Source organism: Streptomyces sp. NBC_01296, assembly GCF_035984415.1.
Taxonomy (GTDB): domain Bacteria; phylum Actinomycetota; class Actinomycetes; order Streptomycetales; family Streptomycetaceae; genus Streptomyces.
The window spans coordinates 3800367-3818319 of record NZ_CP130720.1 but is presented as its reverse complement, the minus strand read 5'-3'; the positions used below and the strand labels follow the sequence as shown (position 1 = coordinate 3818319).

Here is a 17953-nt window from a genome sequence, read left to right as displayed (position 1 = left end):
CCGCTGCTCCGAGAGGAGCGGCGGGGGGCTTCTTCGTGTCCGGGTTCGTGTCCGGGTCGTGTCCGGCTTCCCGTCCCGGGGCCCGGGGGTTCCCCCGGGCCCTGGGATGCCGTCAGGCGCGGCGGCGGCGGAGGGCCGTCACCGTCGTCGACGCGAGGGCCAGGAGGGCCAGGGCGGCGGCTGCCAGGCCCGGGGTGAGGCCCTTCGGGGTGAAGGTGCAGGAGACCTTGTCCGTGCCCGCGGGGATGTCCATGGACACCAGGCCGTGGAAGCTCTTCACCGGGGCCGTGCACTGCCAGCCCGGGACGTCGGTCATCGCGAAGACCGCCGTGCCCGCGGCGCCCTTCGGGAGGGTGGCCTCGATGGTGTGGCCGCCCGCCGTGACCTTCGTGGCACCGGTGGACTTCAGAGAGGTGATCGCCGTGTCCAGGGCGGCGCGGTTCAGGCAGCCGACGGGGTGCTCGCCCGCCGTCGCGTCCTGCGTGCGGGTGTTCACCGCCACCGCGACCATGCCGTCGGCCGGGACCTTGCCCAGCTTGACCACCCCGGTCATCCGGTCCTCCAGGGGGCGGGACGTGCCGGCGAAGGCGAGCGTGCCGTAGAGCTCCGGGGAGAACCAGTACGCCTCGGAGCCGGGGGTGCACCGGGCGGCGTACGTCTGTTCCGTGGCGCTGCCGCCCCGGGTGACCTGCGGGACCTCGTACAGGGTGGTGCCCAGGACGTTCTCCTGGCGGGCGTAGACGCTGTCGGCCGGGTTCGGGGAGGTGTGGGCGGCGCTGCGGACCGTGACCAGGGGAGGGGCGGGGAAGCGGGTGGACGTCCAGGTGCCCTGCGCCGCGCCGGGGTGGACCCGGGCCCCGATCGCGAAGATCGCGTCGAGCACCGGGTTGTCGGCGCCGAAGAAGGTCCGGCCGTCGTTCTTGAAGCCGTATCCGAGGGGCTCCAGGGCCTGGTACGTGGCCTGCGGCAGGTAGCTGCTGTAGTACTGCGGGCCCTCCGCCCGCAGGGCGAGGGCGTCGTTGTACGAGGTCTGCGGCGCGCCCGAATCCGTCCGGTACGCGGGCCAGCCGTCCACCTGCCGGACGGCGTCGAAGTGGGCGTTGATCGAGCGGTTCGACGTGGCGACAGGCTTCGCCCAGCGCTCGCGGGCCCGGCGGGAGTCCGCGCCCGCTGCCGCCACCGTGGACTCCGCGAAGACCACGCCGACCATCAGGACGGCGGCCACGGGGATCAGTACCCGGTGCTTCGCCCCCAGGGAGAGCAGGATCAGGGCCAGCAGCGAGACGCCCCCGCCGACCAGCACCGCGTGCCAGGTCCAGCCGCCGAAGTCGTCGGTGCGGCGCAGCACGAAGGTGGCCGCGACCAGCAGGGCGGCCGTCAGCGCCAGGTGGAGGGGGCGCGGGCGGTGGGCCAGGGCCAGCCAGGCCAGGATCACGACCATGCCGCTGAAGACGAAGGTCTCGCGGTACGGATTGCCGTTCGGGACCGCCAGCCCGTGCCACACGTACTGCGTCGGCGGGAACTGGAACGAGGCGACGACGAGCAGCGTCGCCGCGGCCCACACCAGGCGGGTCTTCTTCGCGATGGCGGCGTTGAAGAGGAACGATCCGGCGAGGATCAGGCCCAGCGAGGCCACGTACAGCCGCGGCCGGCCGCCCCACAGGTGGGTGGCCGGGAGCATCCCGGCGAGGAAGACCTCGATCCGCACCGGCTCGAAGGCCCCGGCCTGGGTGGGCTGCGCGGAGCCGCTGGACAGGAACGACGGCAGCAGCAGCGGGAGGGTGAGCAGGATGCCGGTCGCGGCGGCGCTCGAGGCCCGCCACAGGACGCGCAGCCGCCGGCGGCCGGTCATGTCCCGGGTGATCAGGCGGATGCCGAGCAGGACGCAGGCGGCCATCGTCGCCATCATCGCGGTGTAGAAGTTGCCGAACCAGGCGAGCGCGACGAACAGCGCCACCCCCGGCCAGCGGCGCTCCTCCAGGCACCACTCGACGGCGATGCCGAGGAGGGGCAGGGCGACCAGGCCCCACAGCCACATGGGGATGTACGAGGCGTCGCTGAGCGCCCAACCGCACAGGCCGTAGCAGGCGCCGAGGACCCCGCGCTGCCACCACGGGCCGGGGTGCAGCTTGCCGAGGTAGACCGTCATGACGGCGGCGGCGGCGCCCATCGTGACCGGGGTGACCGCGAAGACGGCGAGGTCGACGTGGGCGCGCGGCACCAGGACGGCCAGCCAGGAGAACGGGTTGCCGAGGTACGTGTAGTAGTCGGACAGGAACTGCTGCCCGAAGCCGCCGCGCCAGGTGAAGAGCACGTCGCCGGCGGCCTGCCCGTGGACCAGGTCCCACAGGGTCCGGTGGAAGGGCACGTACTGGTTGGCCTGGTCGTTGAGGGCCCGGCCGGTGTTGCCGAAGGGGAAGGTGCCGCGGGCCACCCAGGCCGCGCAGAACGCGGCCGAGGTGACGAGGAACGCCAGCAGGGGCCCGTACAGGCGGGCGGCTCGCGGTGACCGGCGGCGGGGCGACGGGTGGACCGGGCTGTCGGCGGCCCTCGGCTCCGTGGTGACCGTCCGCAATGTCCCGCTCCCTGGTGGTTGGTCGTGCCGTTTGGGGTGAATCGCTGAATTCGCTGCATCGCTGAATGCCGAGGCAGTTTAGTTCGCGGGGAAGGTCGCTCCGTCCGGCACCGCTTAGCACGCCTTTACCACTTGCGCGAGTCGGAGCGGCCACACGAGGGCCTCGCCCAAGTGGCACATGACCGGCGGCGATGTCCAGGCCGTCCCGCGCGGGCCTTTGTTTTGACCGGATGGGATGCGGTAGGTACGCTCAGACCTTGTGCCTGGGGTGTGCCTGGGCTCCTGTGCGTGTCCATCAACCGCATGAGAGCCGGATCAGCCACCGCGATCCATGCGTTTCCGTGCTTGCGCGGAGCCCCGCCGGATCCGACACACCCGACCGCGTGGGTCGGCAAAGTTCCAGGTTAGCTTCACTACACGGCACACAGAAACCGGAGAAGTAGTGCCTACGATCCAGCAGCTGGTCCGTAAGGGCCGGCAGGACAAGGTCGAGAAGACGAAGACGCCCGCGCTTGAGGCTTCGCCCCAGCGCCGCGGCGTCTGCACGCGTGTGTTCACGACCACCCCGAAGAAGCCGAACTCGGCGCTCCGTAAGGTCGCGCGTGTGCGTCTGACCTCCGGCATCGAGGTCACCGCTTACATTCCGGGTGAGGGACACAACCTGCAGGAGCACTCGATCGTGCTCGTGCGTGGTGGCCGTGTGAAGGACCTGCCGGGTGTTCGTTACAAGATCATCCGCGGTGCGCTTGACACGCAGGCTGTCAAGAACCGCAAGCAGGCCCGCAGCCGCTACGGCGCCAAGAAGGAGAAGTAAGAATGCCTCGTAAGGGCCCCGCCCCGAAGCGCCCGGTCATCATCGACCCGGTCTACGCATCTCCTCTGGTGACGTCGCTCATCAACAAGATCCTCCTGAACGGCAAGCGCTCCACCGCCGAGCGCATCGTTTACGGCGCCATGGAAGGCCTCCGCGAGAAGACCGGCGCTGACCCGGTCATCACGCTGAAGCGCGCGCTGGAGAACGTCAAGCCGTCCCTCGAGGTCAAGTCCCGCCGTGTCGGTGGCGCCACCTACCAGGTGCCGATCGAGGTCAAGCCGGGTCGCGCGTCGACCCTCTCGCTGCGCTGGATCGTGGGTTACTCCCGCGCCCGCCGCGAGAAGACCATGACCGAGCGCCTCATGAACGAGCTCCTCGACGCCTCGAACGGCCTCGGTGCGGCCGTCAAGAAGCGTGAGGACACGCACAAGATGGCCGAGTCCAACAAGGCCTTCGCGCACTACCGCTGGTAGTCCCAACCCACATCGAGACCGAGAGAAGACTGAGCCGAGATGGCTACCACTTCGCTTGACCTGGCCAAGGTGCGCAACATCGGCATCATGGCTCACATCGACGCGGGCAAGACGACCACCACCGAGCGCATCCTGTTCTACACCGGTGTGTCTTACAAGATCGGTGAAGTCCACGACGGCGCTGCCACGATGGACTGGATGGAGCAGGAGCAGGAGCGCGGCATCACGATCACGTCTGCCGCGACGACCTGCCACTGGCCGCTCGAGGACGTCGACCACACCATCAACATCATCGACACCCCGGGTCACGTGGACTTCACGGTCGAGGTGGAGCGTTCGCTCCGCGTCCTCGACGGTGCCGTCACCGTGTTCGACGGTGTCGCCGGTGTGGAGCCGCAGTCGGAGACGGTGTGGCGTCAGGCCGACCGTTACGGCGTGCCGCGCATCTGCTTCGTGAACAAGCTCGACCGTACCGGCGCCGAGTTCCACCGCTGTGTCGACATGATCAAGGACCGCCTCGGTGCGGTTCCGATCGTCATGCAGCTCCCGATCGGTGCCGAGGCCGACTTCCAGGGCGTTGTCGACCTGGTCACCATGAAGGCGTTCGTCTGGTCCGCCGAGGCGACCAAGGGCGAGATGTACGACATCGTCGACATCCCGGCCACGCACGCCGAGGCCGCTGAAGAGTGGCGCGGCAAGCTGGTCGAGACCGTCGCCGAGAACGACGACGAGATCATGGAGCTCTTCCTGAACGGCGACGAGCCGTCCGTGGAGCAGCTGCACGCCGCCGTCCGTCGCATCATCCTCGGCTCCGGCAAGGGCAAGGGCGAGCCCACGATCACCGCGGTGTTCTGTGGCACGGCGTTCAAGAACAAGGGCGTTCAGCCCCTGCTCGACGCTGTCATCCGCTACCTCCCGTCGCCGCTGGACATCGAGGCCATCGAGGGCCACGACGTCCGCGACGCCGAGACCGTCGTGAAGCGCAAGCCTTCCGACGAGGAGCCGCTCGCGGCGCTGGCGTTCAAGATCATGCGCGACCCGCACCTCGGGAAGCTCACCTTCGTCCGGGTTTACTCGGGCCGCCTGGAGGCCGGCACTGCGGTGCTGAACTCCGTCAAGGGCAAGAAGGAGCGCATCGGCAAGATCTACCGCATGCACGCGAACAAGCGTGAAGAGATCGCCGCGGTGGGCGCCGGTGACATCGTCGCCGTCATGGGCCTGAAGCAGACCACCACCGGTGAGACGCTGTGTGACGACAAGGCACCCGTGATCCTGGAGTCCATGGACTTCCCGGCTCCGGTCATCCAGGTCGCCATCGAGCCCAAGTCCAAGGGTGACCAGGAGAAGCTGGGTGTCGCCATCCAGTCTCTCGCGGAGGAGGACCCCTCCTTCCACGTTCACTCGGACGAGGAGACCGGCCAGACCATCCTCGGTGGTATGGGCGAGCTGCACCTCGAGGTGCTGGTCGACCGTATGAAGCGCGAGTTCAAGGTCGAGGCCAACGTCGGCAAGCCGCAGGTCGCGTACCGCGAGACGATCCGCAAGACCGTCGAGCGTCACGACTACACCCACAAGAAGCAGACCGGTGGTACCGGTCAGTTCGCCAAGGTGCAGATCGCGATCGAGCCGATCACGGACGCCGATGGTCCGGCGTACGAGTTCGTGAACAAGGTCACCGGTGGCCGCATCCCGAGGGAGTACATCCCCTCGGTCGACGCCGGTGCGCAGGAGGCCATGCAGTTCGGCATCCTGGCCGGCTACGAGATGACCGGCGTCCGCGTCATTCTTCTCGACGGTGGCTACCACGAGGTCGACTCCTCGGAGCTCGCCTTCAAGATCGCCGGTTCGCAGGCCTTCAAGGAGGCCGCGCGCAAGGCTTCCCCCGTGCTGCTCGAGCCGATGATGTCCGTTGAGGTCACCACGCCCGAAGAGTCCATGGGCGACGTCATCGGTGACATCAACTCCCGCCGTGGCCAGATCCAGGCCATGGAGGAGCGTCACGGCGCGCGTCTCGTGAAGGGCCTCGTGCCGCTTTCGGAGATGTTCGGCTACGTCGGAGACCTCCGCAGCAAGACCTCGGGTCGCGCCAGCTACTCGATGCAGTTCGACTCCTACGCCGAGGTTCCCCGGAACGTCGCCGAGGAGATCATCGCGAAGGCCAAGGGCGAGTAACTCTTCCGAGTACACGCTTTAGGCTTGTCACCGGAGCCTCTGGGGCAACAGGAGTAACCCTCCGTTGCCCCGGAGGGGCCGGCTTTCCAGCAAAGATCACCTGGCGCCGATGAGCAAGGCGTACAGAACCACTCTCCAGGAGGACCCCGTGGCGAAGGCGAAGTTCGAGCGGACTAAGCCGCACGTCAACATCGGCACCATCGGTCACATTGACCACGGTAAGACGACCCTCACGGCCGCCATTACCAAGGTGCTGCACGACGCGTACCCGGACCTGAACGAGGCCTCGGCCTTCGACCAGATCGACAAGGCTCCTGAGGAGCGCCAGCGCGGTATCACCATCTCCATCGCGCACGTCGAGTACCAGACCGAGGCGCGTCACTACGCCCACGTCGACTGCCCGGGTCACGCCGACTACATCAAGAACATGATCACCGGTGCCGCGCAGATGGACGGCGCGATCCTCGTGGTCGCCGCCACCGACGGCCCGATGCCGCAGACCAAGGAGCACGTGCTCCTGGCCCGCCAGGTCGGCGTCCCCTCCATCGTTGTCGCCCTGAACAAGGCCGACATGGTGGACGACGAGGAGATCCTGGAGCTCGTCGAGCTCGAGGTCCGTGAGCTGCTCTCCGAGTACGACTTCCCGGGCGACGACCTGCCGGTCGTCCGCGTCTCCGCGCTGAAGGCCCTCGAGGGCGACAAGGAGTGGGGCGAGAAGCTTCTCGGCCTCATGTCCGCCGTCGACGACTTCATCCCGACCCCCCCGCGTGACACCGAGAAGCCGTTCCTCATGCCCGTCGAGGACGTCTTCACGATCACCGGTCGCGGTACGGTCGTCACCGGCCGTATCGAGCGTGGTGTCCTGAAGGTCAACGAGACCGTCGACATCATCGGCATCAAGGAAGCCAAGACCACCACCACGGTCACCGGCATCGAGATGTTCCGCAAGCTGCTCGACGAGGGCCAGGCCGGTGAGAACGTCGGTCTGCTCCTCCGTGGCATCAAGCGCGAGGACGTCGAGCGCGGCCAGGTCATCATCAAGCCCGGTTCGGTCACGCCGCACACCGAGTTCGAGGCCCAGGCCTACATCCTGTCGAAGGACGAGGGTGGCCGTCACACCCCGTTCTTCAACAACTACCGCCCGCAGTTCTACTTCCGTACCACGGACGTCACGGGTGTCGTCACCCTGCCGGCCGGCACGGAGATGGTCATGCCGGGCGACAACACCGAGATGACGGTCGCGCTGATCCAGCCGGTCGCCATGGAGGAGGGCCTGAAGTTCGCCATCCGTGAGGGTGGTCGTACGGTCGGCGCCGGCCAGGTCATCAAGATCACGAAGTAATTCGTGCTCTGACCTGGTAGCTCGCGCGAGCGGGCACCATGTTTGACAGAAGGGCCCCTTCCCCACCGCTTCGGCGGCGGGGGAGGGGCCCTTCGTCGTACGGGCGGGCAGGACGTACGGCATACGGAAGAGGGCCGCACCCCCGATCGCGGGGTGCGGCCCTCTTCCGTGTGCTGCGGGGGAGCGGTCAGCCGGTCACGCGCAGGGAATCGGTGAACTCGTTGCAGGCGGCGTAGTCCGGCAGCAGACCCGACTCGATGGCCTCGGCCAGCGTCGGCGCGGCCTCGTCACGGGCGGACAGCAGCGGGACGTCCGCCGGCCAGTCGATGCCCAGATCCGCATCGAGCGGGTGAACCGAGTGCTCGCCGGTCGGGTTGTACGTCTCCGAGCAGAGGTACGAAAGCGTGGCGTCGTCGCTCAGCGCGCAGAACCCGTGGCCCAGGCCCTCCGGGATGTAGACCGCGCGGCGGTCCACGTCGTCCAGGCGGACACCCTCCCAGCGGCCGAAGGTCGGGGAGCCGACCCGCAGGTCCACGATGACGTCGAGCACGGCACCCCGTACGCAGGTGACGTACTTGGCCTGGCCGCGCGGTACGTCGGCGAAGTGGATGCCGCGGACCACGCCGCGCGAGGACACCGAGAGGTTCGCCTGCGCCAGGTTCAGCGGGTGGCCGACGACCTCGGACAGCTTGTCGAAGCGGTACCACTCGGTGAACATGCCGCGCGGGTCGCCGTGCAGCTGCGGGGTGATCTCGTAGGCGCCCTCTATCGAGAGCTGACGGAACTTCACCGGGAGGACTCCTCGTCGAGCAGAGCGATCAGGTACTCGCCGTAACCGCTCTTGAGCAGCGGCTGGGCCAGCTCGCGCAGCTGCGCGGAATCGATCAGGCCGGCCCGCCAGGCCGCCTCCTCGATGCAGCCGATCTTGAAGCCCTGGCGCTCCTCGATCACGCGGACGAACTCCGAGGCCTGGACCATGGAGACGAAGGTCCCCGTGTCCAGCCAGGCGGTGCCGCGGTCGAGGATGGTGACATTCAGCTCACCGGCCTGGAGGTACGCGTCGTTGACCGCGGTGATCTCCAGTTCGCCGCGCGCGCTGGGCTTCAGGGTGCGGGCGATCTCGACGACGCGGTTGTCGTAGAAGTACAGACCGGGCACCGCGTAGCGGGACTTGGGCTTGACCGGCTTCTCCTCGATGGAGATGGCCTGGCCGTTCTCGTCGAACTCGACCACGCCGTACGCCGTCGGATCGGCCACCGGGTACGCGAAGACCCGGCCGCCCTTGGAGTCGGTGTGCTCCGCCAGGCGCGTGCCGAGACCGCTGCCGTGGAAGATGTTGTCGCCGAGGATCAGGGCGACGGACTCGTCGCCGATGAAGTCGGCGCCGAGCACGAAGGCCTGGGCGATGCCCTCGGGGCGCTCCTGGACCGCGTACTCCAGCCGGATGCCGAACTGGGAGCCGTCGCCGAGCAGTCGCTCGAACTGGGCACGGTCCTCCGGCGTGGTGATGACGAGAATCTCGCTGATTCCGGCCATGACCAGGGTGGAGAGCGGGTAGTAGATCATCGGCTTGTCGAAGACGGGGAGCAGCTGCTTCGAGACTGCCCGGGTCAGCGGCCAGAGTCGGGATCCGGTGCCACCGGCCAAGAGAATTCCACGCATGGACACAACCCTATGCGAGAGCGCCGGGGCGGCGCGGTCCGGGCCCGAACGGTGGTGTACGAGCGGCTAGACTCTTCGTATTATGCGCATCCTCGTGACCGGCGGCGCCGGCTTCATCGGTTCAGAATTCGTTCGCCAGCAGCTCGGTGCAGACGCATCGGCTCGGATCACGGTCTTCGACAAACTGACCTACTCCGGTGTCGAAGCCAATCTCGCCCCGGTCGCGGACCACCCCGGATACAGCTTCGTCAAGGGCGACATCTGCGACGCCGAGGCCGTCGACCAGGTCATGCCCGGGCACGACGTCGTGGTGCACTTCGCGGCCGAGTCCCACGTGGACCGCTCGATCGCCGGCGCCGGCCCGTTCGTGATGACCAACGTCGTGGGCACGCAGGTCCTGCTGGACGCCGCCCGCAAGCACGGCGTCGGCCGCTTCGTGCACATCTCCACCGACGAGGTGTACGGCTCGATCACCGAGGGCTCCTGGACCGAGGAGTGGCCGCTGGTCCCGAACTCCCCGTACTCCGCCTCCAAGGCCTCGTCCGACCTGCTGGCCCTGGCCTACGCCCGGACGCACGGCATGGACGTCGTCGTCACGCGCTGCTCCAACAACTACGGGCACTACCAGTTCCCGGAGAAGGTCATCCCGCTGTTCGTCTCGAACCTGATGGACGGCAAGAAGGTCCCGCTGTACGGCAACGGCGGCAACGTCCGCGACTGGCTGCACGTCTCCGACCACTGCCGCGGCATCGACCTGGCGATGCGCAAGGGCCGCGCCGGCGAGGTCTACAACATCGGCGGTGGCACCGAGCTCACCAACAAGGAGCTCACCGGCGTGCTGCTCGAGGCGGCCGGCCTCGGCTGGGACATGGTCGAGCAGGTCGAGGACCGCAAGGGCCACGACCTCCGCTACTCCATCGACATCAGCAAGATCGGTGCCGAGCTGGGCTACGTCCCGCAGGTCACCTTCGAGGACGGCATCGCCGCCACGATCGAGTGGTACCGCGAGAACCGCGCCTGGTGGGAGCCGCTGAAGGCGAAGGCGGCCCTGCAGAAGTGAGCACCAATCCGCGAGCCGGGCGCTGGCTCGTCACCGGCGCCGCCGGGATGCTCGGCCAGGACGTCCTGGCCGTCCTGAAGGACGCCGGGATCGAGGCCGTGGGCCTGCGCCGCGCCGACCTCGACATCACCGACCCGGCCGCCGTCCTGGCCGCGGTCGAGGGTGTCACCGTGGTCGTGAACTGCGCCGCCTGGACCGACGTGGACGGCGCCGAGACCGCCGAGGAAGCCGCCACCGCCGTCAACGGCACCGGCGTACGCGTCCTCGCCGAGGCCTGCGCCGCCGCCCATGTGCGCCTGCTGCACGTCTCCACCGACTACGTGCTGCCCGGCGACGCCTCCGAGCCGTACCGCGAGGACACCGCCACCGGGCCCGTGAACGCGTACGGCCGCTCCAAGCTGGTCGGCGAGCAGGCCGTGGCCGAACTGCTGCCGCAGGACGGCTACATCGTGCGCACCGCCTGGCTGTACGGCGAGCACGGGCCGAACTTCGTCGCCACCATGCTCAAGCTGGCCGCCCAGCGCGACACCCTCGACGTGGTCGACGACCAGCACGGCCAGCCCACCTGGTCCTACGCGCTGGCCCGCCGGCTGGTCGAGCTCGGCCTGGCCGCGCTGAAGGGCCACGCCATGGGCGGGATCTACCACGGCACCGCGAGCGGCCGGACCACCTGGATGGGGCTCGCCCGCGAGACCTACCGGCTGAGCGGGCTCGACCCGGAGCGGATCCGGCCGACCACCTCCGCCGCGTTCGTCCGCCCGGCCGCCCGCCCGGCGTTCAGCGTGCTCGCGCACGACCGCTGGGCCGACGCGGGCCTGGCCCCGCTCGCCGACTGGCACGAGCAGCTCGCCGAGGCGCTCGCCGCCCCCGCGTTCACCGTCCTGGCCGACGCGGCCCGGAACGGCAGTACGGGATGAAGTCCCTGCTGAGCAGGCTCACCGCGGCGCTGCCGCCGGGCACCGTCGCGGTGGCCGGCGGCACCGTCGTGCTCGGTGCGGCCTCGTACGTCCACCTGGGCGTGGCCGGCTACAGCCTGTCCACGGAGGCCGTGGCGAACGTCTCGGTGCTGTGGACGATCGTCATGGCGCTCGGGCTCGGCATCTTCTTCCCGATCGAGCAGGAGCTCACCCGGATCGTCGCCGCCCGCGTGGTGCTCGGTCAGGGCGCGGCCCCCGTGCTGCGCCGGGCCACGCTGCTCACCTCGGGGATCCTCGGCACGACCCTGCTCCTCCTGGCCCTGGGCGCGGGCCCGATCGCGGACCTGCTGTTCCACGGCGACCGCGGCCTGGTGGCGGCCCTCGGCGGCGCCTTCACGGGCATGGCCGTCTGCTACCTGACCCGCGGTGTCCTGGCCGGCCTCGGCCGGTTCGGCGCGTACGGCACCCAGTTGGCCGTCGACGGCGGGCTGCGCATCGCCCTCGCCTTCGGCTGCGCGGTGTCCGGGCTGCACTCCGCGCTCGCCTTCAGCCTGGTCCTGGCCGTGGCGCCCGTCGCCGCGACGCTGATCACCCTGCCTGCGCTGCTGCGCGTGGTGGAGCCCGGCGAGGAGATCGCCTGGCGGGAGCTGACCGGCGGGCTCGGCCTGCTGATCTGTTCGACCCTGCTCTCCCAGGTCGTCGTCAACGCCGCGGTGATGAGCACCAAGCTGCTCGCCCCCACCGACAGCGTGCTGATCGCGGCGCTGCTGAACGCGCTGGTCCTGGCCCGGGTGCCGCTCTTCGTCTTCGGCTCGCTCCAGGCCTCGCTGCTGGGCGGGCTCACCGCCGCCTACACGGCCGGCGACCGGGCGGCGTTCTCCGCGATGCTGCGCCGGATCGGCGTGGTCGTCGGGCTGTTGGGGCTGGTCGGCGGCGTGCCCGCGACCGCCCTCGGCCCCTGGCTGATCGAGGTGCTCTTCCACGCCAAGCCGGCGCTGGGATGCCTCGACTTCTTCCTTTTGTCCGCAGGCACCGTGGCGTACATGTTCGCGATGGTCCTCGGACAGGCGCTGATGGTATTCAAGCGGCACAACCTGCAACTGCTCTGCTGGGCCATCGGCACCGTCGTCCTGATCGGCATCACTTTTGCTCCGGGCGACGTTGCCGTGCGCGTCACCCTGGCCTACGCACTCGGGTCCCTCGCCACCGTGCTCGGTATGCTGGCCGTGCTGAGGCTGAGGTTCCCCGGAGCTGCTCCGGGCGTGACCGAAGGACCCGGGCACAAGGTCGCCGCAAGCCCATTGGGCGCCGGAGCGGTCGGGGAGTGACCATGCCGACTTCCGACGTCCCACCGATCACCGAGCACGCGCACGTGCCACATTCCGCTGGAGCTACCGTGTCCCAATACGACGATGTCTGGCTGGTCATACCGGCCTATAACGAGGGCCAGGTGATCGCCGATGTGGTCGAGGGAGCGCGTGCGACCTTCCCGAACATAGTCGTCGTCGACGACGGCAGCTCCGACAACTCGGCCGAGCACATCGCGAAGACCGGCGCCCACCTGGTGCGGCACCCGGTCAACCTCGGCCAGGGCGCTGCCCTGCAGACGGGCCTCAAGTACGCCCTCGCCCAGCCCGGTGCCCGCTACTTCGCGACGTTCGACGCGGACGGTCAGCACCAGACGCCCGACGTCGAGAAGATGGTCCGGGTGCTGCGCGACGACGAGGCCGACGTGGTCCTCGGCTCGCGCTTCATCGAGCAGAACGGCCAGGTGCCGTGGATCAAGCGCGTCGTGCTGCGTACGGCCGCGTCGGTCAGCCCGACCGCCCGCAAGCTGAAGCTCACCGACTCGCACAACGGCCTGCGCGTGCTGAGCCGCAAGGCCGCCGAGCAGCTGAACATCACCATGAACGGCATGGCGCACGCCTCGGAGATCGTCGGTTTCCTGGCCGGGTCCGGCCTGCGCGTCACCGAGGTCCCCGTGGACATCCTCTACACCGAGTACTCGCGCGCCAAGGGCCAGTCCCTGATCAACGGCGTCAACATCATCTTTGACATCACGATGCGGGAGCGAAGCCGCTGATGAAGTACTTCTGGATCCAGCTGCTGCTCATCGCGGGCTCGGTGTCGATGGCACTGATGTTCATACGTACGTGGGGGCAGGCGAAGAACCGCGCCTGGAAGCGCATCGCGTTCTCGGTGTTCGTCGTCGTCAACGTGTACGCGGTGCTCCGCCCCACGGACGTCACGTGGGTGGCCCACCAGCTCGGCGTCGGCCGAGGCACCGACCTCGTGCTGTACGTCATGGTGCTGGCGATGGGCTTCCTGACCCTCAACACCTTCCTGCGCTTCCGCTCGTTGGAGAAGAAGCTCACCGACCTGGCCCGGACGGTGGCCCTGAGCGAGGGCGCACGGCACAACGACGCGCGCCTCGGCGGGGCCGCCGCCGCTGCCGTCGCGACCGAGTCCGGCGCTCTCGCCGAGCCGGAGCCCGAGCCCGCCGACTCCGACACCGTGAAGGCCTGACGTCCCGTGGTGACCTTCGACTTCATGCTCCCCTACTACGGGGACGTGCAGCTGATGCAGGACGCCGTCCGCAGCGTCCTGGCCCAGACGGACCCGGACTTCCGCCTCGTCGTCATCGACGACGGCCAGGAGCCGGACGTCCCGGGCTGGTTCGAGGCACTCGGCGACGAGCGGGTGCACTACAGCCGCAACGAGCAGAACCTCGGCATCACCAAGAACTTCCAGAAGTGCGTACGGCTCTCCGAGGCCGACTACGTCGTCATCATGGGCTGCGACGACCTGCTGCACCCGCACTACCTGGAGACCGTCCGCGGCCTCATAGCGGCCAACCCGGGCATCGGCATGGTCCAGCCCGGCGTCGAGGTGATCGACGGCGACGGGCAGCTGACGTCCGGGCTCGCCGACCAGACCAAGCGGCGGCTGTACGCCCCGCAGGTCAAGGGCCGGCGCCTGATGGGCGGCGAAGAGCTCGCCACCAGCGTGCTGCGCGGGAACTGGCTGTACTTCCCGTCGATCTGCTGGCGCGGCGAAGCCCTGCGCGGGGTCAACTTCCGCGACGAGTACTCGGTGATCCAGGACCTGGCCCTGGTGGTCGACCTCCTCGAGCTCGGCGAGCAGATGCTGATCGACGAGACCACCACGGTCTTCCAGTACCGCCGCCACGCGGTCAGCGAGTCGTCGGTGCAGGCGTTCTCCGGCACCCGCTTCACCGAGGCCGAGCGGTACTTCTCCGCGGTGGCCGCCCGGATGGACGCCCGGGGCTGGCCCAAGGCCGCACGCGCGGCCCGCTTCCACAGCGGCTCCCGGTTCCACGCCATCACCATGCTGCCCGGCGCCCTGCTCCGCGGACACCGCGAGGGCGTCCGTACGCTGGCGAAGCACGCGTTCACCGCCGGTCAGCGCGCCGACTGACACCCGCGACGGAATTGGACTGAGATGACACACCTGGCCCCCGAGGTCGTCGGAACATCCGGCCCGGCGCACAGCCGGACCGGGACCGCTGACCCCGGGCCGGTCCCGTCCAGCTCGGCGGCGCGCCGCCCGTGGACCTCACGGCGCCGGGTGCTCGCCGTCGCCGAGGCCGTCGTCAGCGTCACGACGGCCCTCGGCTACATGCTGCTGAGCCGGCACATCAGTGTGAACCCGATCGTCCGCCTCGGCCAGGTCAGCGGCCTCGCCACGCTCCAGCAGTACGCCGCGGTCATCGGCCTGCCGCTGCTCGCGCTGCTCCTGTACACCGCCCACCGGGGCGCGGCCCGGCGCCACCAGCTGGTCAAGCGGCTGGTCTGCGCCGCCCTCGCGGGCCTGGCCACCGGCGTGATCGCCGGCGGTGTCGTCGTCGCCCTGCGCGGCACGCCGCACCCGCTCGGCGGCCAGGAGGGCGACCCGGGCGTCCTCATCGACATGGCCAACTCGTTCCTGCACCACGAGGGGATGTCGGGCATCTACCCGCCCGCCTTCCCGGCCCTCATGGCCCTCTGGGCGAAGATCCGCTACAACGGCCGCGGCGAGACCGGCTTCGCCCTGCACGACCTGCAGATCTTCTTCACCGCCGTGGCCGGCCCGATGGCCTACCTGGCCTGGCGGATACTGCTGAGGCCCTTCTGGGCGCTGCTGATCGCGGTTCCGGCCGCGGTGCTCTTCCTCGACCCGATCCGCCCGTACAGCCACATCGTCATGATCGTGCTGCTGCCGCTGCTCGGCTACTGGCTGCGCGAGATGCGCCTGGCCGGGCGGCGCGGGACGCGGCACCTGCTGCTGCGCGGCCTCGTCCTCGGCGTGACCTTCGGCGCGCTGTTCCTCTGGTACTCCGGCTGGTACATCTGGGCCGCGCCGGGCGCGCTCGTCGCCGCGCTGTTCTTCTTCCCGTGGCGCCAGGGCGCGGCGACGGCCAAGAAGGCGGGCCTGTACATAGGGGTCACCCTGCTGTCGGCCGGCGTCGTCGGCGCCCCGCTGCTCTACCAGATGGCCCGGCTGGGCGCGGAGAACCCCGACCGCTACGCCTTCCTCGCCGTGTACGCGGACCCCGGGTACGTCCTCGGCTGGGTCTCGGACCGGTCCTCGACCTTGACGTACCAGACCTGGCCCGTGGCCGGCGAGATGGCCGGCCAGAGCGGGTTCGCGCTGTTGCTGCTGTTCGGAGTGGGCCTCGGCCTCGGCCTCGGGCTGCGCAACATCATGGTGCGCACCGCGGCGGCGGTCCTGGCCGGCGCCTGGCTCGCCCGCTTCTGGTTCGCCGGGCACATGGCCCACGACAAGGCCATCCAGCTCTACCCGCGCACCACGTGGATCATCATGTACTGCCTGATGATCCTGGCCGTGCTCGGCATGATGGCCGTGGTCAACCGGGGCTCCGGGTGGATCGAGCGCACGCTGCGCCCGAGCGGTGCCGGGACCGGTTCCGGGGCGGGGCTCGCCCGGGTCGTTCCGCCGCGGGTGGTCCGCCAGCTCGCCGCCGGCATGGTGTGCGTGATCGCGCTGTTCGCGGCCATGGGCGCGTCCTGGTCGGCCAACCGCTACATGCCCTCGTCGGACGTCGACTCGATGGGCATCGACGCGTACCGCGCCCATGTCATCAAGACGCGGGACGGCAGCTGCCCGCGCTTCTCGCCCCGCGAGAACTGCTGGGACATCGAGAAGGACGACTGGAAGCCCGGCCCCATCCAGAACTTCATCTGGTGCGCCGGCATCGTCGCCGACGACTGGCCCAGCGTCTGCGGGATGGAGGCGCCCAAGCGCGTGCGGTCGAGGGCGGACATCGAACGGGACGCCGAGGCCGAGAAGCAGGCCCGCAAGGACGCCGTCGTGACCGGCAAGGACGCGCGGAAGAAGTAGCGGCCATGCGGTCCGGTTGCCCGGGCGCCCTACGGACGGTGACCACACCCGCACCGGTTGTCACGGTCGACCAGTAGCATCCGCCCCGTCAGCGGTGTCGTATGGCGCACTTGCCATAGGGGTGGGGGATCAACTTGAGAGGGACACGCGTGCGCGGTACCGCGCTGGCGGCCGCGATCGGAGCCGCCGCGGTACTGGGCATTCAGGGATGGGCCGGTGGAGCCGAACCGGGCCCGGACGGCAACGCACCGGCGAAGGCGTACAGCGCCGGCGTCAAGGAGACCGGACCGGTCGAGGGCGAGGTGCACAAGCTCGCGCTCAAGCCCAAGGGCAGCGGCGAAGCAGTGCTCTCGCAGCAGGGCACCGAGCCCTTCGGCCTGCTGGGCGTGTCCTGGACGGACCCCAAGGCCGAGGTGAAGGGGACCATCGAGGCCCGCGCCCGTGACGCGAAGACCGGCAAGTGGTCGCACTGGATCGCCCTCGACCCGGTGAAGGCCGGGATGGACGGCGTACGCCCCGGCGCGCACGGCTCGACGGAGCCCGTCTGGGTCGGCGCGTCGGACGGTGCCGAGGTACGGATCAGCGGCGGGGGTGTGCTGCCCGCGGGCCTCGAGCTGAACCTGGTGGACCCGGGCGGCGCCATCAGTCCGGCGAAGAAGAACGGCTCCCAGAAGAACGGCTCCCTGAACGCCGGCCCGGCCGCGTTCGCCGCGCCGGCGGCGGACCCCGCCCCCACGGACCCGCCCACGACTCCGCCGTCGGTCCCCGGGCCCGTCTCCACGGCCCCGCAGCCGAACGTGGTCTCGCGCGTCGCGTGGGGCGCCGACGAGACGATGAACAACGAGGGCCCGATCTACCTGCCCGGCGGGAAGGTCAAGGCGGTCTTCGTCCACCACACCGCCGACACCCAGCCGTACGACTGCTCGCAGTCCGCGGCGATCGTCCGCGGCATCCACGTCTACCACGTGAAGACCAACGGGTGGCGCGACCTCGGCTACAACTTCCTCGTCGACAAGTGCGGCACGGTCTTCGAGGGCCGGCAGGGCGGTGTCGACCAGCCCGTCCTCGGTGCGCACACGTTCGGATGGAACAACGAGACGGCGGGCATCGCCGTCCTCGGCGACTACAGCGCCGGGGGCGCCTCTGCCGCGGCGCAGGACGCCGTCTCCCGGATCGCGGCCTACAAGCTCGGCCAGTACGGCGGCGACATGAACGGCACGACGACGCTGACCGCGGGGGCCACGCAGACCAACTTCTTCGGGACCGCGTTCGAGGCCGGCAAGCCGTACACGTTCAAGTCGCTCTCGGGCCACCGGGACGGCTTCAACACCGAGTGCCCGGGCAACCAGCTCTACGGGCAGCTCGGCGCGCTCCGCACCGCCGGTCCCGCCGCGCAGCTGAACGTCGACGCCACGTCCCGCACGGCGACCTCGCGCGTACGAGTGCCTCGAACCTGAACTTCACCCCCGGGCAGACGATCCCCAACCTGGTCGTCGTCCCGGTGGGCACGTAGCAGCAACGTTTCAGCGGGGCACCCAGGACCCGGTCCTGGGGGCCCCGGACATTCCAGGGGTGGG

General features: G+C 69.6%; 15 protein-coding genes. 12 read left to right on the top strand and 3 right to left on the bottom strand.

The features are described from left to right. Nucleotides 1–112: 112 nt before the first annotated feature. On the bottom strand, nucleotides 113–2575 hold the full coding sequence (locus OG299_RS17000; RefSeq protein ID WP_327361910.1) for a YfhO family protein: 2463 nt from the start codon (nucleotides 2573–2575) through the stop codon (nucleotides 113–115). A gap of 442 nt (nucleotides 2576–3017) precedes the next feature. Between OG299_RS17000 and rpsL the strand changes: the two genes are divergently transcribed. The 4 genes from rpsL to tuf all read left to right on the top strand — a co-directional run bounded on the left by rpsL (nucleotide 3018) and on the right by tuf (nucleotide 7376). Beyond that, the gene (gene rpsL, locus OG299_RS16995) at nucleotides 3018–3389 is read left to right on the top strand and encodes a 30S ribosomal protein S12 (protein WP_007265893.1); all 372 of its coding nucleotides are present in this window, start codon (nucleotides 3018–3020) and stop codon (nucleotides 3387–3389) included. Nucleotides 3390–3391: 2 nt separating this feature from the next. After that, nucleotides 3392–3862, top strand: coding sequence for a 30S ribosomal protein S7 (rpsG, locus tag OG299_RS16990; protein ID WP_266626462.1), 471 nt, complete (start codon nucleotides 3392–3394; stop codon nucleotides 3860–3862). A 39-nt stretch (nucleotides 3863–3901) separates the two neighbouring features. Then, a complete protein-coding gene (fusA, locus tag OG299_RS16985) occupies nucleotides 3902–6034 on the top strand; it encodes an elongation factor G (protein WP_327361909.1) in 2133 nt (710 codons plus the stop codon). A gap of 148 nt (nucleotides 6035–6182) precedes the next feature. Then, entirely contained in the window at nucleotides 6183–7376 is a 1194-nt protein-coding gene (tuf, locus tag OG299_RS16980; RefSeq protein ID WP_266626458.1) for an elongation factor Tu, read from the top strand. 187 nt (nucleotides 7377–7563) lie between these two features. Here the strand turns inward: tuf and rfbC are convergent, their stop codons facing one another. Beyond that, entirely contained in the window at nucleotides 7564–8166 is a 603-nt protein-coding gene (rfbC, locus tag OG299_RS16975) for a dTDP-4-dehydrorhamnose 3,5-epimerase (RefSeq protein ID WP_327361908.1), read from the bottom strand. Further along, nucleotides 8163–9038 (bottom strand): glucose-1-phosphate thymidylyltransferase RfbA, encoded by an 876-nt coding sequence (gene rfbA, locus OG299_RS16970; RefSeq protein ID WP_266626455.1) that lies wholly within the window; start codon nucleotides 9036–9038, stop codon nucleotides 8163–8165. The genes rfbC and rfbA overlap by 4 nt, the downstream gene beginning before the upstream one ends. Before the next feature lie 82 nt (nucleotides 9039–9120). Here rfbA and rfbB point away from each other — a divergent pair, with 82 nt between their 5' ends. The 8 genes from rfbB to OG299_RS16930 all read left to right on the top strand — a co-directional run bounded on the left by rfbB (nucleotide 9121) and on the right by OG299_RS16930 (nucleotide 17833). Further along, entirely contained in the window at nucleotides 9121–10098 is a 978-nt protein-coding gene (gene rfbB / locus OG299_RS16965; protein ID WP_327361907.1) for a dTDP-glucose 4,6-dehydratase, read from the top strand. Further along, nucleotides 10095–11015: a dTDP-4-dehydrorhamnose reductase gene (gene rfbD, locus OG299_RS16960; RefSeq protein WP_327361906.1), complete on the top strand. Its 921-nt coding sequence runs from the start codon at nucleotides 10095–10097 to the stop codon at nucleotides 11013–11015. Before rfbB ends, rfbD begins: the two co-directional genes overlap by 4 nt. Continuing rightward, nucleotides 11012–12343 (top strand): polysaccharide biosynthesis protein, encoded by a 1332-nt coding sequence (locus OG299_RS16955; protein ID WP_266626449.1) that lies wholly within the window; start codon nucleotides 11012–11014, stop codon nucleotides 12341–12343. The genes rfbD and OG299_RS16955 overlap by 4 nt, the downstream gene beginning before the upstream one ends. A 68-nt stretch (nucleotides 12344–12411) precedes the next feature. Further along, entirely contained in the window at nucleotides 12412–13098 is a 687-nt protein-coding gene (locus OG299_RS16950; protein ID WP_266626447.1) for a glycosyltransferase family 2 protein, read from the top strand. Continuing rightward, a complete protein-coding gene (locus tag OG299_RS16945) occupies nucleotides 13098–13541 on the top strand; it encodes a DUF2304 domain-containing protein (RefSeq protein WP_266626445.1) in 444 nt (147 codons plus the stop codon). The genes OG299_RS16950 and OG299_RS16945 overlap by 1 nt, the downstream gene beginning before the upstream one ends. Nucleotides 13542–13550: 9 nt before the next feature. Continuing rightward, entirely contained in the window at nucleotides 13551–14453 is a 903-nt protein-coding gene (locus OG299_RS16940; RefSeq protein WP_266626443.1) for a glycosyltransferase family 2 protein, read from the top strand. Between the two features lie 24 nt (nucleotides 14454–14477). Further along, the gene (locus OG299_RS16935; protein ID WP_327361905.1) at nucleotides 14478–16376 is read left to right on the top strand and encodes a hypothetical protein; all 1899 of its coding nucleotides are present in this window, start codon (nucleotides 14478–14480) and stop codon (nucleotides 16374–16376) included. 149 nt (nucleotides 16377–16525) lie between these two features. Further along, nucleotides 16526–17833 carry an N-acetylmuramoyl-L-alanine amidase gene (locus tag OG299_RS16930; RefSeq protein WP_327361904.1) on the top strand — a complete coding sequence of 436 codons (1308 nt, stop codon included), beginning with the start codon at nucleotides 16526–16528 and terminating at the stop codon, nucleotides 17831–17833. Nucleotides 17834–17953 lie beyond the last annotated feature (120 nt).